This is a genomic window from Bradyrhizobium sp. MOS001 (assembly GCF_004634465.1).
Taxonomy (GTDB): Bacteria; Pseudomonadota; Alphaproteobacteria; order Rhizobiales; family Xanthobacteraceae; genus Bradyrhizobium; species Bradyrhizobium barranii.
Genome location: NZ_SPVJ01000060.1, coordinates 1 through 14,022, shown reverse-complemented (window position 1 = coordinate 14,022; position 14,022 = coordinate 1). Strand labels below are relative to the sequence as shown.

Sequence of the window (14,022 nt, the reverse complement as noted above, 5' to 3'; positions counted from 1 at the left end):
ACTAGGTCGACGCGTGCGCGGCCGGCCGGCGCACGGTGGTGTAGCGGATCGCACGTCCGCCGACCTCCTGCCGCACCAGGTCGAACTCGGCTTCCTGCGGCGGGCGGTTGACGAGGAACGAGATCCGCACCGATTCCCAGCCATGGCTGGAGTCGAATCCACTGATGCGGATGTAGCGGTCGCCGTAGACCCTGCGGCACTCGGCGAGCTCCATCATCACGCCGGCGGCGTCCTGGAGGTCGAACATCGGCAGGCCCCACATCTCCCAATAGGTGTTGCGGGGATGCGGATCGTCGGTGAACTCGATATTCACCGCCCAGCCATTGGCGAGGCAATATTGCAACTGCTTCGTGATCTGGTCGTCGGTCAGATCAGGCAGGAACGAGAAGCAGCCCTGGGTCAGTTTCATATCTCATCTCCTCAAACGGTTTCCAACGCGGTCGGCACGAAGTCCGGCGTGTCGGTGGATTGATAGTTGAAGCTGACGTCCTTCCAGACCTCGAGCGCAGCCTTCAGCGGCGTGCAGGTCTCTGCCGCCCTGGCCAGGATCTCTGGACCTTCATGGACGTAGTCGCGCCCCTCGTTGCGGGCGAGGATCATCGCTTCGAGCGCCACGCGGTTGGCGATCGCGCCAGCCGCAATGCCCATGGGATGGCCGATGGTGCCGCCGCCGAATTGCAGCACGACGTCCTCGCCAAGGAGATCGAGCAGCTGGTGCATCTGGCCGGCATGGATGCCGCCGGAGGCGACTGGCATCATCTTGTTCAGGCTCGCCCAGTGCTGGTCGAAGAACAGGCCGTGCTCGAGCTTGGTCGGGTTGAAGTCTTCGCGGCAGACGTCGTAATAGCCGCGCGTGGTATTGGGATCGCCCTCGAGCTTGCCGACCACCGTGCCGGCGTGGATGTGGTCGACGCCGGCGAGCCGCATCCACTTCGCGATGACGCGGAACGACACGCCGTGGCTCTTCTGCCGCGTATAGGTCGAGTGACCGGCGCGATGCAGATGCAGGATCATGTCGTTGCGCCGTGCCCATTTCGCCATGGACTGGATCGCGGTGTAGCCGATCACGAGATCGATCATGACGATGCACGACCCGAGCTCTTTCGCGAACTCTGCGCGCTCGTACATGTCCTCCATCGTCCCCGCGGTGATGTTTAGGTAGGTGCCCTTCACCTCGCCGGACGCCGCCTGCGCGCGATTCACGGCCTCCATGCAATAGAGGAAGCGGTCACGCCAATGCATGAAGGGCTGCGAGTTGATGTTCTCGTCGTCCTTGGTGAAGTCGAGCCCGCCCTTGAGCGCCTCGTAAACCACGCGGCCATAGTTGCGCCCGGACAAGCCGAGCTTCGGCTTCACCGTCGCGCCCAGCAACGGCCGGCCGAACTTGTCGAGCCGCTCACGCTCGACCACGATGCCGGTCGCCGGCCCCTGGAACGTCTTCACATAGGCGACCGGGAAGCGCATGTCCTCCAGACGCAGCGCCTTCAGCGGCTTGAAGCCGAACACGTTGCCGATGATCGAGGCCGACAGGTTGGCGATCGAGCCGGGCTCGAACAGGTCGAGGTCATAGGCGATGTAGGCGAAGTACGAGCCCGGCGTGCCGGGCACCGGATCGACACGGTAGCACTTGGCGCGATACTTCTCCGCAGCGGTCAGGCGATCGGTCCACACCACCGTCCAGGTCGCGGTCGAGGATTCGCCGGCAACCGCCGCTGACGCCTCGATGGGGTCCACGCCCTCCTGCGGCGTCACGCGGAACAGCGCGATGACATCGGTGTCCTTCGGCGTGTAGTCGGGCTCCCAATAGCCCATGCGCGCGTATTCCATCGTGCCCGATCGATAGCGCTCTTTGCCCCGGACGGTTCCTGCGTGTGCATTCATGGCTCTCTCCTGCTCTTCTCTCTCTGAATGATTAGGCGGCGACCGACTCGCGGGCGCCGATGCGCGGATCGAGCTCGCCGGCGCGATAGCGCCGCGCCATCTCGCTCAAGGGAATGACCTTGATCTTGCTGGCGTGGCCCGCGGTGCCGAACTGCTCGAAGCGATCGCGGCAGAGCTCGCGCATCGCATCCATCGCAGGCTTGAGGAATTTGCGCGGATCGAACTCGGAGCGCGTTTGCGCGGCGACCTTGCGGAACACCGCGGTCATCGCCAGGCGACAGTCGGTGTCGATGTTGACCTTTCGTACGCCGCTCTTGATGCCGCGGACGATCTCCTCGACCGGCACGCCCCAGGTCTGCGGCATCTCGCCGCCGAACTGGTTGAACATGTCCTGGAGCGGCTGCGGCACCGAAGAGGAGCCGTGCATCACGAGATGCGTGTTCGGCAGGCGGCGGTGAATCTCCTCGACAACCCGCATCGCCAGGATGTCGCCATCAGGCTTGCGGCTGAACTTGTAGGCGCCGTGAGACGTGCCCATCGCGATCGCGAGCGCATCGACCTTGGTGGCGCGGACGAAGTCGACGGCCTGGTCGGGATCGGTGAGGAGCTGGTCGTGGCTGACCTTGCCCTCGACGCCGTGGCCGTCCTCCTGCTCGCCGCCACCATGCTCGAGCGAGCCGAGCACGCCGAGCTCGCCTTCGACGGAGGCGCCCACCCAATGCGCGAGATCGACGACGCGGCGGGTGATGTCGACATTGTAGTCGTAATCGGCGGCGGTCTTGGCGTCGGCCTTGAGCGAGCCGTCCATCATGACCGAGGTGAAGCCGTGGGCGATGGCGGAGGCGCAGGTCGCCTCGTCATTGCCGTGGTCCTGGTGCATGCAGAGCGGAATGTCCGGATAGGTCCGCTCCAGCGCGTCGATCATGTGCGAGAGCATGAGATCGCCGGCATAGCTGCGCGCGCCGCGCGAGGCCTGGATGATCACGGGCGCATCGACCTCGGCCGCGGCCTGCATGATCGCAATACCCTGCTCCATGTTGTTGATGTTGAACGCCGGCACCGCGTAGCCGTGGTTGGCGGCGTGATCGAGCAGCTGACGAAGGGTGATACGGGCCACGAAGATTCCTCCTGTTATGGCTTGCCGGCGCGGGTGATCGCCCGCCGGGCGGCTTCGGCAATGCTTTGCGGCGTGATGCCGAATTCGCGGTAGAGCACGGGCGCCGGCGCAGAGGCGCCGAAGCCCCGCATGCCGACGAACTCGCCGTCAGTGCCGATCCAGCGATGCCAATCGCCGACTACGGCGGCCTCGATGCCGACGCGCGGGGCGGTGCCGAGCACACAGGCGCGGTAGTCCTCCGGCTGTTCCTCGAACAGCGCGAAGCAGGGCGCGGAGACCACGGCGGCGCGGATGTGTTCCGTCGCGAGCAGGCGAGCGGCTTCCAGCGCGATCGAGACTTCGGAGCCGGTCGCCATCAACGTGACGTCGCGACCGCCGTCCGGCGAGACGATGAGGTAGGCGCCGCGCGCGACACGGTTCCTGCCGCGCACGTCGCTGCGGAATGTCGGCAGCGCCTGACGCGACAGACACAGCACGGAGGGGCGATCTTCCGCCTCAAGCGCGCAGTCCCAGGCTTCGAGCGTCTCGACCGCGTCGGCGGGGCGGAACACCAGAAGATTCGGGATGACGCGCAGCGCCGCGAGATGCTCGACGGGCTGATGCGTGGGACCGTCCTCGCCAAGACCGATGGAGTCGTGGGTCATCACATGGATGACGCGCAGCCGCATCAACGCCGCAAGACGGATCGCCGGCCGGCTGTAGTCGGAGAAGGCGAGAAAGGTGCCGCCATAGGGGATGAATCCGCCATGCAACGCGAGGCCATTCATCGCGGCGGCCATGCCGTGCTCGCGAATTCCGTAGTGGATGTAGCCGCCGGCGAACGCACCACGCGCCACCGGAGTCTGCGCTTTGGCATGCGTGAGGTTCGAATGCGTCAGGTCCGCCGAGCCGCCGACCAGTCCGGGAATTGTCCCGGCAATGCCGTCGAGCACCTGTTGCGAGGCTTGCCGCGTCGCCAGCTTCGGACGCTCGCTGGCAAAGCGCTCGCGCAATTTCGCCGAGGCCTGGGCATAGGCCTCCGGCAGGGCAACGGCCTTGCCCTCGATGAACAGCTCACGCTGCGCGGCCGTCGCGCCTTCGTAGCGGTCGAGCCAGGCAAGACGCTCGACCTGCCCGCGCTGTCCGATCATCCGCCATGCCTTGAGGATCGGGATCGGTACCACGAAGGGCTGGTAGTCCCAGCCGAGCGTCCGGCGCGCCGCTGCCGTCTGCTCAGTGCCGAGCGGCGCGCCATGCGCCTTCTCGGTGCCCTGGCGGTCCGGCGCGCCATAACCGATGATGGTGCGGCAGGCGATCAGCGACGGTTTTGTGCTCTCACGCTCTTCGGCAATCGCTTGCGCAACCGCTTCGGAGTCGTGGCCGTCGACATGGCGGACCGACCAGCCGGACGCCGCAAAGCGCGCGAGCTGATCATCGGAAGTGGCCAGCGAGGTCGGCCCGTCGATGGAGATGCCGTTGTCGTCGAACAGCACGACCAACCGGCCGAGCTGGAGATGACCGGCGAGCGAGATCGCCTCCTGGCTGATGCCTTCCATCAGGCAGCCGTCGCCCGCGATCACATAGGTGAAGTGATCGACCAGGCCGTCGCCGTGCCGTGCATTGGCCATGCGCTCGGCGAGCGCCATGCCGACCGCGGTCGCGATCCCCTGCCCCAGCGGGCCGGTCGTGGTCTCGACACCCGGCGTGTGGCCGTATTCCGGATGGCCCGGCGTCTTCGAGCCCCACTGCCGGAACGCCTTGATGTCGTCCAGGCTGACGTCGCCGCCGGTGAGATGCAGCAGCGCATAGAGCAGCATTGAACCGTGCCCCGCCGACAGCACGAAGCGGTCGCGATCCGGCCAGTTGGGGTGCGCGGAGTCGAACTTGAGGAACCGCGAGAACAGCACGGTCGCGACATCGGCCATGCCCATGGGCAGACCGGGATGGCCGGACTGCGAGGTCTCGATCGCGTCGACCGCGAGGAAGCGGACGGCATTGGCGAGATCGTTGTGTGTGACTGCCGTGATGTCGGCTTCAGCGTGGACGGAGATGTTCATCGAATTCTCTCCCTGTTCACTTCAGATTTCGCTTGCGCTCGATCAACTGCATGATCAGCGGCGTCAGGATCAGCTGCATCGCCAGATCGAGCTTCGCGCCGGGACACACGATGGAGTTCGCGCGGGACATCCAGCTGTGGGGAAGCATCGACAGCAGATAGGGAAAGTCGATGCCGCGCGGATTCTTGAAGCGGATCACGACCATCGATTCGTCCGGCGTCGGGATCCAGCGCGCGATGAACGGATTGGAGGTGTCCACCGTCGGCACGCGCTGGAAGTTGATGTCGGTCTCGGTGAATTGCGGGCAGATGTAGTGGATGTAGTCGGGCATCCGCCGCAGGATGGTGTCGGTGACGGCCTCGGTCGAATAGCCGCGGGCGCTGCGGTCGCGGTGCAGCTTCTGGATCCATTCGAGATTGATGACCGGCACGACGCCGATCTTGAGATCGGCGTAGCGCGCGACATTGACCTTGTCGGTGACGACGGCGCCGTGCAGGCCCTCGTAGAACAACAGGTCCGAGTTTTCCGGCAGCCGCTCCCACTCGGTGAAGGTCCCGGGCGCCGTACCGTGCAGTGCGGACTCCTCGGCATCATGGACATAGTGCCGCGTCGTCGCGGTGCCGGTCTCGCCATAGTCGCGGAAGGCACGCTCCAGCTCCTCGAACAGGTTGGTCTCGGGGCTGAAATGGCTGAAATGCTTGTTGCCGCGTTCGGCCTCCTGCGCCATCTGCGTGCGCATCTCGGCACGATCATAGCGATGGAAGGCGTCGCCCTCGATGTAGACGGCGTTGACCTTCTCGCGGAAGAAGATCTGCTCGAACGTCTTCTTGACCGAGGTGGTGCCGGCGCCGGAGGAGCCGGTGATGGAGATGATCGGATGCTTCCTGGACATGGGTCGCCTCGCTCACAGCCGGAAGAAGCCGCGCCGCGCGAACAGCGGTGCGGAGATGCTGGCGACCAGCAGCGGATCGCAATGCAGTTCCTCGACGCGCTGCACCTCGTTGCTCGAGCCCATGATCAGCGGCACGCGCTGGTGCAGGCTCTGCGCCGATAGCTCGAGGATGCGCTCGCGCCCGGTCGTGGCGGAGCCGCCGGCCTGTTCGATGATCATGGCCATCGGGTGCGCCTCGTAGGTGAGGCGCAGGCGGCCGTCGCCATAGCCGGGGCGCGCGTCCGAGGGATAGAGGAACACGCCGCCGCGGGTGAGGATTCGGTAGGCCTCCGCAACCAGCGAACCGATCCAGCGCATGTTGAAATTGTGGTTGGCGGGCCCTTCGACGCCGGCAAGACATTCGTCGACGAAGGCGCGGACCGGCGTATCCCAGTGGCGGCGGTTCGACGCATTGATCGCGAATTCTTCGCACGTCTCGGAGATCTGCACGGCGTTGCGCGCGAGGCGGAAGCAGCCCGCCCTGCGGTCGAGCGTGAAGATGTCGACGCCGTCGCCGAGCGTGAGCACCAGTGAGGTCTGCGGCCCATAGGTGACGAACCCCGCAGCAAGCTGCGCCGAGCCGCGCTGATGGAAGGCGAGAGCCAGGTCATCCGGGGCAGGCAGGATCGAGAAGATCGTGCCGACGGTCATGTTGATGTCGATGTTGGAGGAGCCGTCGAGCGGATCGATCGCGACGCAGATTTTTGCCTCGCGGTCGCCGATTTGCGGCTCGCGCATCTCCTCCGACGCGAGCGCTGCGATCGGCAGTCTGCTGAGACAGCGGCGCAGGATCGCATCCGCCTGGACGTCGAGATCGCGCTGGAGATCGCCGTCGCTGTTGCGGCCCGTGGTCAGGCCCGATGCGTCCGCGAGATCGCCGGTGGCAATGAGGTCGGCGATCTCGATCGCCGCCGCTGCGATGGCGTCGACTGCGGCTGCCACTGCCAGCGCATGCGGCGCCGTCTCGGAATACCGTTGAAGGTGGTCGTCCAACCTGAGTTGCCCGGTCATCTGCGTCCATCCCCTTGCGGGCGCCGCATCCAGTTCCCTCCCCGCTGGAGGTCGGTGCGGTCGGTCCTAACGCGAGGAGATTGACAGGGGCGGCTTAATAAGGAAAATTTCTATTCATAATGAGCGCCAAAGAATTTTCTTATAATGGCCCCGGCCATGCGGCGGCCCAGCTCCGGCATCTGACGATCCGGCAGCTGCGCTCGCTTGCGGCGCTCTCGGCGAAGGGCAGCGTCACCGCGGCCTCGAGCCAGCTCGGCCTGACCCAGCCTGCCGTCACCCAGCAGCTCCGGCAGCTCCAGGACCTCGCCGGCCTGCCGCTGGTGCAGCGGACCGGCGACGGCATGCTGCTGACGGAGGCAGGCAAGGAGGTGCTGGCGCTCGCCGAACGCGTCGAGGCCGCGATCATGGACTGCCAGGGCGCGCTCGATCTGCTCGCTGGACGGACCGGCGGCACGGTGCATCTCGGCGCGGTCTCGACCGCGAAATATTTCGTGCCGCATGCGATCGCGGCGTTCTCGAAGCGGCATCCGAAGATCGAGATCAAGCTCACGATCGGCAATCGCGAGGAGATCCGCGAGGCCATGCACGGCTACGATCTCGATTTCGCCGTGATGGGTCGGCCACCGGCCGACGTCAGCGTCGACGTGCGTCAGCTCGGGCGCAATCCGCACATCATCGTCGCGCGCAAGGGACACTGGCTGGGGAAGGATTCCGGCCTCAACCTGACCGACCTCGTGCACGAGACCTTCCTCACCCGCGAGCCGGGATCAGGGACGCGCACGCTGATGGAAGGCATGTTCCAGAGATCGGATCTCGAGCCGATCATCGGCATGGAGATGAGCAGCAACGAGACCATCAAGCAGGCCGTCATCGCCGGGCTCGGCATCGCCTTCATCTCGGCCCACACGGTGGCGCATGAGCTCGCCGAAGGTCGTCTCATCGTGCTCGATGTCGCGGGCCTTCCGATCGTCCGGCAATGGTACGTGATCCGCCGCAGCGACAAGGTGCTGCTGCCACCGGCGCAGGCGATGTTCGATTTCCTCGGCTCCGAGGGCTCGAACTATTTGCCCGACGTGCCCGAGTTCGGCGGACAATAGCCCGCCGATACTCACCCCATCAGCTTCATCGCGATCGTCGCGGCCAGAACGACGATGATCTGGAGCAGACGCTCCGTCGTGAAGATGCGGTTGAAGGTGGTCATCGCTTGGCCCGGCCGACGCAGGAGATCTCGATCGGCCTGTTGCTAGCACACGCGGGCGCCGAGATAACTCCGTAGTCGCCACGGATCCTGCCGGCGCGCCGAAACATGTGACCGCCTGGAACCCGACAAGTTTCGAACGATTCAAATCATCCTGCGCGGAATGGCCGCACGGTCACTTTGTTCATGCACACAGTGACTTCGCGTGCACGGATGCTCCTTGCCCCGCATCCGGCCGTGCAATGGGGAATCCGGGCGAGTTTTGAAAGAGTCAGGGAGGGCGCGATGAGCCACATCGCCGCCGCGGGAGAGCTTTTGTCTGCCGCAAGCTACATGTCCAAGCGCAATTTTTCGGGTATCGGAGGCGTGTTGACCGCGCTGATGACGTCAGCTGCGTTCTTCGCAAGTCCGCAGGCCTTTGCGCAATCCACGCCCGCACAAGGCGTGACGATTCCATCCGTCACCGTGACCGCGCCGGAAGCACAGCGCCGTACCAATCCCGCTTCGGCCGTACGCCGGTCGAGCGGCACGCGGAGCCGCCGGACGCAAACGGCACGGCGGCCGGGGACGACCGCCGCGCCACAGCCCTTCATGCCATCGCAGGACGCGCGCACCGGCACCGTCGGCTATTTCGCCAACAGCACCTCCGTCGCCACCAAGTCGAACACGCCGATCGTCAACATCCCGCAATCGCTTTCCGTCATCACCCAGCAGCAGATCCGCGACCAGAATTATCAGGGCTTGACCGATGTCACGCGCTACGTCCCGAGCGTCGCCGTCCACCAGGGCGAAGGCAATCGCGACGAGCTCGTCATCCGCGGCGTCGATTCCAGCGCCAACTTCTTCGTCAACGGCTTTCGTGACGACGTGCAATATTTCCGCGACCTGTACAACGCGCAAAGCATCGAGGTGCTGAAGGGCCCGAGCGCCCTGACCTTCGGCCGCGGCGCCGGCGGCGGCGTGCTCAACCGCACCCTCAAGGAGGCCGATGGCACCCGCATCTACCAGGCGACGGGGCAGACGGGCTCGTGGGGCGACCGGCGCGTCACGCTCGACGCGGGCCAAGCCGTCAACGACAACGTGGCAGCCCGGCTGAACGTGTTCTACGAGGGCAGCGATGCGTTCCGCGACTTCAACCATCTCGAACGCTACGGCATCAACCCGACCGTTACGCTGAAGCCCGACGACTTCACCAAGATCAAGCTGTCCTACGAATATTACCACGACGGCCGCACCGCCGATCGCGGCAATCCCTCGCAGGGCCTTCCCGGCGGCGTCACGCGCTTCAATCCGACGACGCCGTTCGCGCCGAACGGCAATCTCCAGACGTTCTTCGGCAGCCCCAGCCTCAATACCGCGCAAGCCACGGTGCAGACCGGCATGGCGATCATCGAGCACGACTTCCAGAACGGACTGTCGGTGCGCAACGGCACGATGGCGGCCGACTACCAGAAGTTCTACCAGAATGTCTATCCCACCGGCGGGCCGCTCGCCGGTGCCGTCAACGCAGCCGACACCGCGGTCAACCTTGGCGCCTATCAGCACACGACCAACCGCGACAATTTCTTCAACCAGACCGACTTCACCTACAAGGGCTGGACCGGGCCGATCGCGCACACCGTGGGCTTCGGCACCGAGTTCGGCCGCCAAACCGGTGTCGACATCCGCAACACCGGCGTCTTTCCGAACGGTACCAACACGATCGTGCAGAACCCGTTCGCTCCGACCTATTTCGGACCGGTCACCTTCGTCCACCACTTCACCGGCACCAACACCGATGGCGTCACGACACCGGATTCGAACAGTAAATATGCGCTGAACGTCGAGTCCGGCTACCTGCGCGACACCATCGAATTCTCACGCGCGCTCCAGCTCATCGTGGGCACGCGGTTCGACCGCTTCGAGATGTCGGCGCTGGACATGAACACCAACCTCAACCGCAACCGCACCGACAATCTGGTCTCGCCGCAAGCGGCCGTCCTCCTCAAGCCGATGGAGACGATGTCGGTCTACACCGCCTACAGCATCTCCTATTTGCCCGCCTCCGGCGACCAGTTCTCCTCGCTCAACGACGGCACGCTGATCCTGCAGCCGCAGAAGTTCGAGAACACCGAGGTCGGCATGAAGTGGAACATCAATCCGAGGCTGCTGTTCTCGACCGCGATCTACAACCTCAACCGCACCAACCAACCGATCGCGGATGGCAACAATCCCGGCTTCTTCCTGCCCTCCGGCAGCACGCTGACGCGCGGCTTCGAGGCGAGCCTCGTCGGCTACGTCACCGAGCAATGGCAGTCCACGCTCGGTTATGCCTATACCGATGCGAAGATCACCAGCGCGACGTCGGCGACCGTGGTGCCGGGCAATCGCGTGCAGCTCGTGCCGTACAATCAGTTCGCCTGGTGGAACAAGTACCAGTTCACGCCGATGTGGGCGGCCGCGCTCGGCATCATCTATTTCGGCGATTCCTTTGCATCGTCGGATGACACGGTGAGACTGCCGAGCTTCGTGCGCTTCGATGCCGGCGTCTACGCCACGATCGATGCCAACTGGCGGGCGCAGCTCACGGTCGAGAACATCTTCAACCGCGGCTATTGGGCGTCCGCCGACGGCAACAACAACATCTCGCCCGGCCAGGGCCGCACCGTGAGGGTTCAGGCGAGCTACCGGTTCTGACGGCTATGGCGCGAACGTCTGCGTCCCATCGCGTGTCGTTCGCGCCGTTCGTCATGGATACAAAAACCTGTGATGGTTAACGATCAGGCAGCGCGCTGGACGGCGGCGTAATCCGTGCGCGCGGCGAAATAGGCTTCCAGCTCCGACAGCGCCCGCGCTTCCCATTCGCTCGCCTGCTCCAGAAGCGACCAGCTCTGGCCCGGGCGGAATGCAGCGGTCTGGCGATAGAGCGATGCGATGCCGCGATAGCGGCGCACATTCTCAAAGATGGCGTGACCGTTCATGTTCAAAAACTCCCTCGTCATTCCCGGGGGAGAAATTGCGGCCAAATCTTTTTCGAAAAGTTAGCGGCGCGCGCCAAGCTCGCGGATGGTTGCCGGACTGTTGCGCCGGCGCAACGCGCCGCTTCCGCGCGAAGCGGATTTATTGCGAATTCGTTGCCGTGCTCTCGCCCGAGGGCTTCAGTCCACCGCGGCTGATCATTGCCATCGTCTCGCGGCAGAGATCGGCAAGGCCGATCAAGAGCACCGCGAGCAGGCAGAACAGGTTGATGGAATCCGCGCCCGCGCTGGAGAGCGGCATGAACTGGAAGAACGGCGGGATGAACGCCCACCACACCAGCGGAACGGTGAGCAGCGCGGCGAACGCCGCTGCCGGCGCGCCCGCGACGATTCCGAGCACGAACAGGCTGGGCAGGAACGCCGCGAAATAGAGCTTTGCGCCGAGTGCGACGCAGACGCCTTGAAGCGCGGCCGACACGGCGACGACGACAAATCCGAGCAGAAACGCCTGCCACGACCATGGCCGTACTCGCGGTACGCCAACCAGTCCCGCACGCCTCATCAGCCTCCCCCTGCCGCCCGTTAACCGGGCTCGCTTGCGACCAAAGTACTACAGCCGCAGGGAAACCGCGAGACGGAAATCGCACGGTGCTAGGCTACGTATCCAGGGCTTGGTAAACGGCCGCGGGCACGATCGTACCGCTACTCTGTCGCCGCATAGAGCAAGCCGGCGACGGGCAGAGCAAGGCCAATGGCCGACGCCAGCGTCCAGCCGCCTTGCGCGAAGGCCCAGGCGCCGACCGCAGAGCCGGCAGCGCCGGCGGCGAAGAACGTCGCCATATAGAGGCCGTTGAGGCGGCTGCGGTGCTCATGCCCGAGCGCGAAGATGGCGCGGAAGCCGAGCACGACGTTCCCCTGGACACCGATATCGATGGCGATCGCGGCCACGACCAGGCAGGCGAGATTCAGCATCGAGCCGGCCGCGCCGATATAAGTCACCAGGAAGCCGGCGGCCGCGAGCAGCATGGCGACCAGCGTCGCGATGCGGCTATGGCCGCGATCGGCGAGCCGTCCCGCGATCGGGGCGGCGAACACGCCGGCGACGCCGGCCAGCGCGAACAGCGCGATGCCGCGCTGGGAGAAGCCGAATTCGCTGGCGAGTTGGAGTGGCGCCACCGTCCAGAACAGGGTGAAGGCACCGAACAGGCTCGCCTGATAGAGCGCGCGGCGCCGGAGCAGCGGCGTGGTCCGGGCCAGATGCGGCATCGACAGCAGCAGCGTGCCGTAATGCATGCGCGCAACCGGCTTGCGCTTCGGCAGCGTCGTCCACAGCGCCGCCGCGAGCACGATCATCAGCGCGGCGGACATGAAGAACACCGCGTGCCATGACAGTGCTGCCGTGACGAAGCTCGACACCGGTCGCGCCAGCATGATGCCCAGCATCAATCCGGTCGAGACATTGCCGACGACGCGGCCGCGAATGGCTTCCGGCGCAAGGTGTGCCGCGTAGGGAATGATGATCTGCACGGCGACCGAGCCGAGGCCGATAAACAGCGCGGCGATCAGGAACGGCAGCGCGTGGGTGGCGAACGCGGCGGCCAGCAGCGCCGCGGCGCCGAGCGTGATGACGGAGCAGATCAGCGCGCGGTTCTCGACGAGGTCGCCGAGCGGCACGATGAAGAGAAGCCCCACGCCGTAGCCGATCTGCGTCATGGTGACGATCAGCCCGGCCGCCGCATGCGAGAGGCCGAGCGCGGCGCTGATCGGCGCGATCAGCGGCTGGGCGTAGTAGACGTTGGCGGCGACCATGCCACAGGCCGCGGCAAGCACGAAGGTCAGTCGTTGCGACACCGCATCCGGCCCGGGTGCGGTCTCGATCGTGGCATTCATCGTCATTCCAACAGACTCCAGATATCGGGAATGATCATTCCCTAATATGACACAAATTCAGGCGAGCAGTTTCATCGCGACGCCGACCAGGCGCTCGCCGTCGAGCGGCAGGCGCGCCTTGCCGACGACGCGCATTCCCTGCGTGATGCAGATCATCAGCCGCGCGGTGTCGTCGGTCGCGACATGGGCGGGAATCGAGCCATCGGCCTGGCCCTCGCGAATGAGGCCGGCGATGAAGGCCTCGTTGGTCTCGAGCTGGGCGTTGACGCGGGCGCGGACGTCCGGATCGAGCGCGGCGAGCTCGACCGCGCCGCCGACCACGATGCAGCCGCGACGGCCCTCGATCCCCTGGGAGTGCTCGACATAGGACAGCAACATATGGCGCAGTCGCTCGCGACCGTTGGCGCCGCGCGCGGCCGCGCTGCGGGTCTGCTCCCGGCGCACCACGGCATAGCGCTCGAAAGCGGCCAGGAACACGGCCTGCTTGTCGCGAAACGCCTTGTAGACGCTGCCGGTGGCAAGCCGCATGGCGGCGGTCAGGTCGCCGATCGAGGTGGCATGATAACCCCGCTCGCAAAATACGCGTACGGCGCGGTCGAGCGCAGTGTCCATGTCGAATTCCCGGGGACGGCCGGGTGGACGAGCAGCAGGCTGGGGACGGCGCGCGGCTTTTTGCATTGCGGGATAATAGGGAATGATTGTTCCCGAATCAAGGCACGTGGCTGTGAATGGGGGTGGATGGAGGGCACGCTCTCTCCCCATCGTCATTGCGAGCGTAGCGACTTGTCCGCCGAAGCTTCAGCGAAGGCGGAAGCAATCCAGAATCCCTCCGCGGAAAGGCTCTGGATTGCTTCGCTGCGCTCGCAATGACGGAGCAAGGGGCATCGGCGTCGTCCTCCAAATACCACTGTCATTCCCCGCGACCCGGCTACGCCAAGGCTTCGCCGGGGCTGAGGTCCAGGGCCGCCGAAGCTTTAGCGTAGGCGGCAAGCGGGGAATCC

The 14,022-nt window shown here is 65.4% G+C and carries 12 protein-coding genes; 2 read left to right on the top strand and 10 right to left on the bottom strand.

Going from position 1 to position 14,022, the window contains the following annotated elements; genetic code table 11:
• Position 1: 1 nt before the first annotated feature.
• Genes CT676_RS38785 through CT676_RS38760 form a run of 6 tightly spaced genes read right to left on the bottom strand, consistent with a single transcriptional unit; the run spans position 2 to position 6,976 of the window.
• Positions 2–409 carry a ribulose bisphosphate carboxylase small subunit gene (locus CT676_RS38785; RefSeq protein WP_085401319.1) on the bottom strand — a complete coding sequence of 136 codons (408 nt, stop codon included), beginning with the start codon at positions 407–409 and terminating at the stop codon, positions 2–4.
• An 11-nt stretch (positions 410–420) separates the two neighbouring features.
• Positions 421–1,881, bottom strand: coding sequence for a form I ribulose bisphosphate carboxylase large subunit (locus tag CT676_RS38780; protein ID WP_085401320.1), 1,461 nt, complete (start codon positions 1,879–1,881; stop codon positions 421–423).
• A 31-nt stretch (positions 1,882–1,912) separates the two neighbouring features.
• Complete coding sequence (gene fba, locus CT676_RS38775; protein WP_063984963.1) at positions 1,913–2,998, bottom strand: class II fructose-bisphosphate aldolase; 1,086 nt, start codon at positions 2,996–2,998, stop codon at positions 1,913–1,915.
• A 14-nt stretch (positions 2,999–3,012) separates the two neighbouring features.
• A complete protein-coding gene (gene tkt / locus CT676_RS38770; protein WP_135216836.1) occupies positions 3,013–5,034 on the bottom strand; it encodes a transketolase in 2,022 nt (673 codons plus the stop codon).
• 16 nt (positions 5,035–5,050) lie between these two features.
• Positions 5,051–5,926: a phosphoribulokinase gene (locus tag CT676_RS38765; protein ID WP_063984965.1), complete on the bottom strand. Its 876-nt coding sequence runs from the start codon at positions 5,924–5,926 to the stop codon at positions 5,051–5,053.
• A 12-nt stretch (positions 5,927–5,938) separates the two neighbouring features.
• A complete protein-coding gene (locus CT676_RS38760; RefSeq protein WP_085401322.1) occupies positions 5,939–6,976 on the bottom strand; it encodes a class 1 fructose-bisphosphatase in 1,038 nt (345 codons plus the stop codon).
• A gap of 119 nt (positions 6,977–7,095) precedes the next feature.
• On the opposite strand from CT676_RS38760, the gene CT676_RS38755 reads away from it, so the two are divergent.
• Together CT676_RS38755 and CT676_RS38750 are read left to right on the top strand one after the other, a co-directional pair.
• Positions 7,096–8,073 carry a LysR family transcriptional regulator gene (locus CT676_RS38755; protein WP_028148254.1) on the top strand — a complete coding sequence of 326 codons (978 nt, stop codon included), beginning with the start codon at positions 7,096–7,098 and terminating at the stop codon, positions 8,071–8,073.
• A gap of 386 nt (positions 8,074–8,459) precedes the next feature.
• Positions 8,460–10,850 (top strand): TonB-dependent siderophore receptor, encoded by a 2,391-nt coding sequence (locus CT676_RS38750; protein WP_085401323.1) that lies wholly within the window; start codon positions 8,460–8,462, stop codon positions 10,848–10,850.
• Positions 10,851–10,933: 83 nt separating this feature from the next.
• Here CT676_RS38750 and CT676_RS38745 read toward each other — a convergent pair whose 3' ends face one another.
• The 4 genes from CT676_RS38745 to CT676_RS38730 all read right to left on the bottom strand — a co-directional run bounded on the left by CT676_RS38745 (position 10,934) and on the right by CT676_RS38730 (position 13,633).
• The gene (locus tag CT676_RS38745; RefSeq protein ID WP_085401334.1) at positions 10,934–11,140 is read right to left on the bottom strand and encodes a hypothetical protein; all 207 of its coding nucleotides are present in this window, start codon (positions 11,138–11,140) and stop codon (positions 10,934–10,936) included.
• A gap of 133 nt (positions 11,141–11,273) precedes the next feature.
• On the bottom strand, positions 11,274–11,693 hold the full coding sequence (locus CT676_RS38740; protein ID WP_085401324.1) for a DUF4118 domain-containing protein: 420 nt from the start codon (positions 11,691–11,693) through the stop codon (positions 11,274–11,276).
• A gap of 140 nt (positions 11,694–11,833) precedes the next feature.
• Positions 11,834–13,027 (bottom strand): MFS transporter, encoded by a 1,194-nt coding sequence (locus tag CT676_RS38735; protein WP_135216835.1) that lies wholly within the window; start codon positions 13,025–13,027, stop codon positions 11,834–11,836.
• Between the two features lie 51 nt (positions 13,028–13,078).
• A complete protein-coding gene (locus CT676_RS38730; RefSeq protein ID WP_244623440.1) occupies positions 13,079–13,633 on the bottom strand; it encodes a TetR/AcrR family transcriptional regulator in 555 nt (184 codons plus the stop codon).
• Between the last annotated feature and the right edge of the window lie 389 nt (positions 13,634–14,022).

Bases quoted from the DNA above. Each gene is read 5' to 3' on its own strand.
- CT676_RS38785 (WP_085401319.1), bottom strand. From the start codon at position 409: ATGAAACTGACCCAGGGCTGCTTCTCGTTCCTGCCTGATCTGACCGAC.
- CT676_RS38780 (WP_085401320.1), bottom strand. From the start codon at position 1,881: ATGAATGCACACGCAGGAACCGTCCGGGGCAAAGAGCGCTATCGATCG.
- tkt (WP_135216836.1), bottom strand. From the start codon at position 5,034: ATGAACATCTCCGTCCACGCTGAAGCCGACATCACGGCAGTCACACAC.
- CT676_RS38765 (WP_063984965.1), bottom strand. From the start codon at position 5,926: ATGTCCAGGAAGCATCCGATCATCTCCATCACCGGCTCCTCCGGCGCC.
- CT676_RS38760 (WP_085401322.1), bottom strand. From the start codon at position 6,976: ATGACCGGGCAACTCAGGTTGGACGACCACCTTCAACGGTATTCCGAG.
- CT676_RS38755 (WP_028148254.1), top strand. From the start codon at position 7,096: ATGAGCGCCAAAGAATTTTCTTATAATGGCCCCGGCCATGCGGCGGCC.
- CT676_RS38750 (WP_085401323.1), top strand. From the start codon at position 8,460: ATGAGCCACATCGCCGCCGCGGGAGAGCTTTTGTCTGCCGCAAGCTAC.
- CT676_RS38740 (WP_085401324.1), bottom strand. From the start codon at position 11,693: ATGAGGCGTGCGGGACTGGTTGGCGTACCGCGAGTACGGCCATGGTCG.
- CT676_RS38735 (WP_135216835.1), bottom strand. From the start codon at position 13,027: ATGACGATGAATGCCACGATCGAGACCGCACCCGGGCCGGATGCGGTG.
- CT676_RS38730 (WP_244623440.1), bottom strand. From the start codon at position 13,633: ATGGACACTGCGCTCGACCGCGCCGTACGCGTATTTTGCGAGCGGGGT.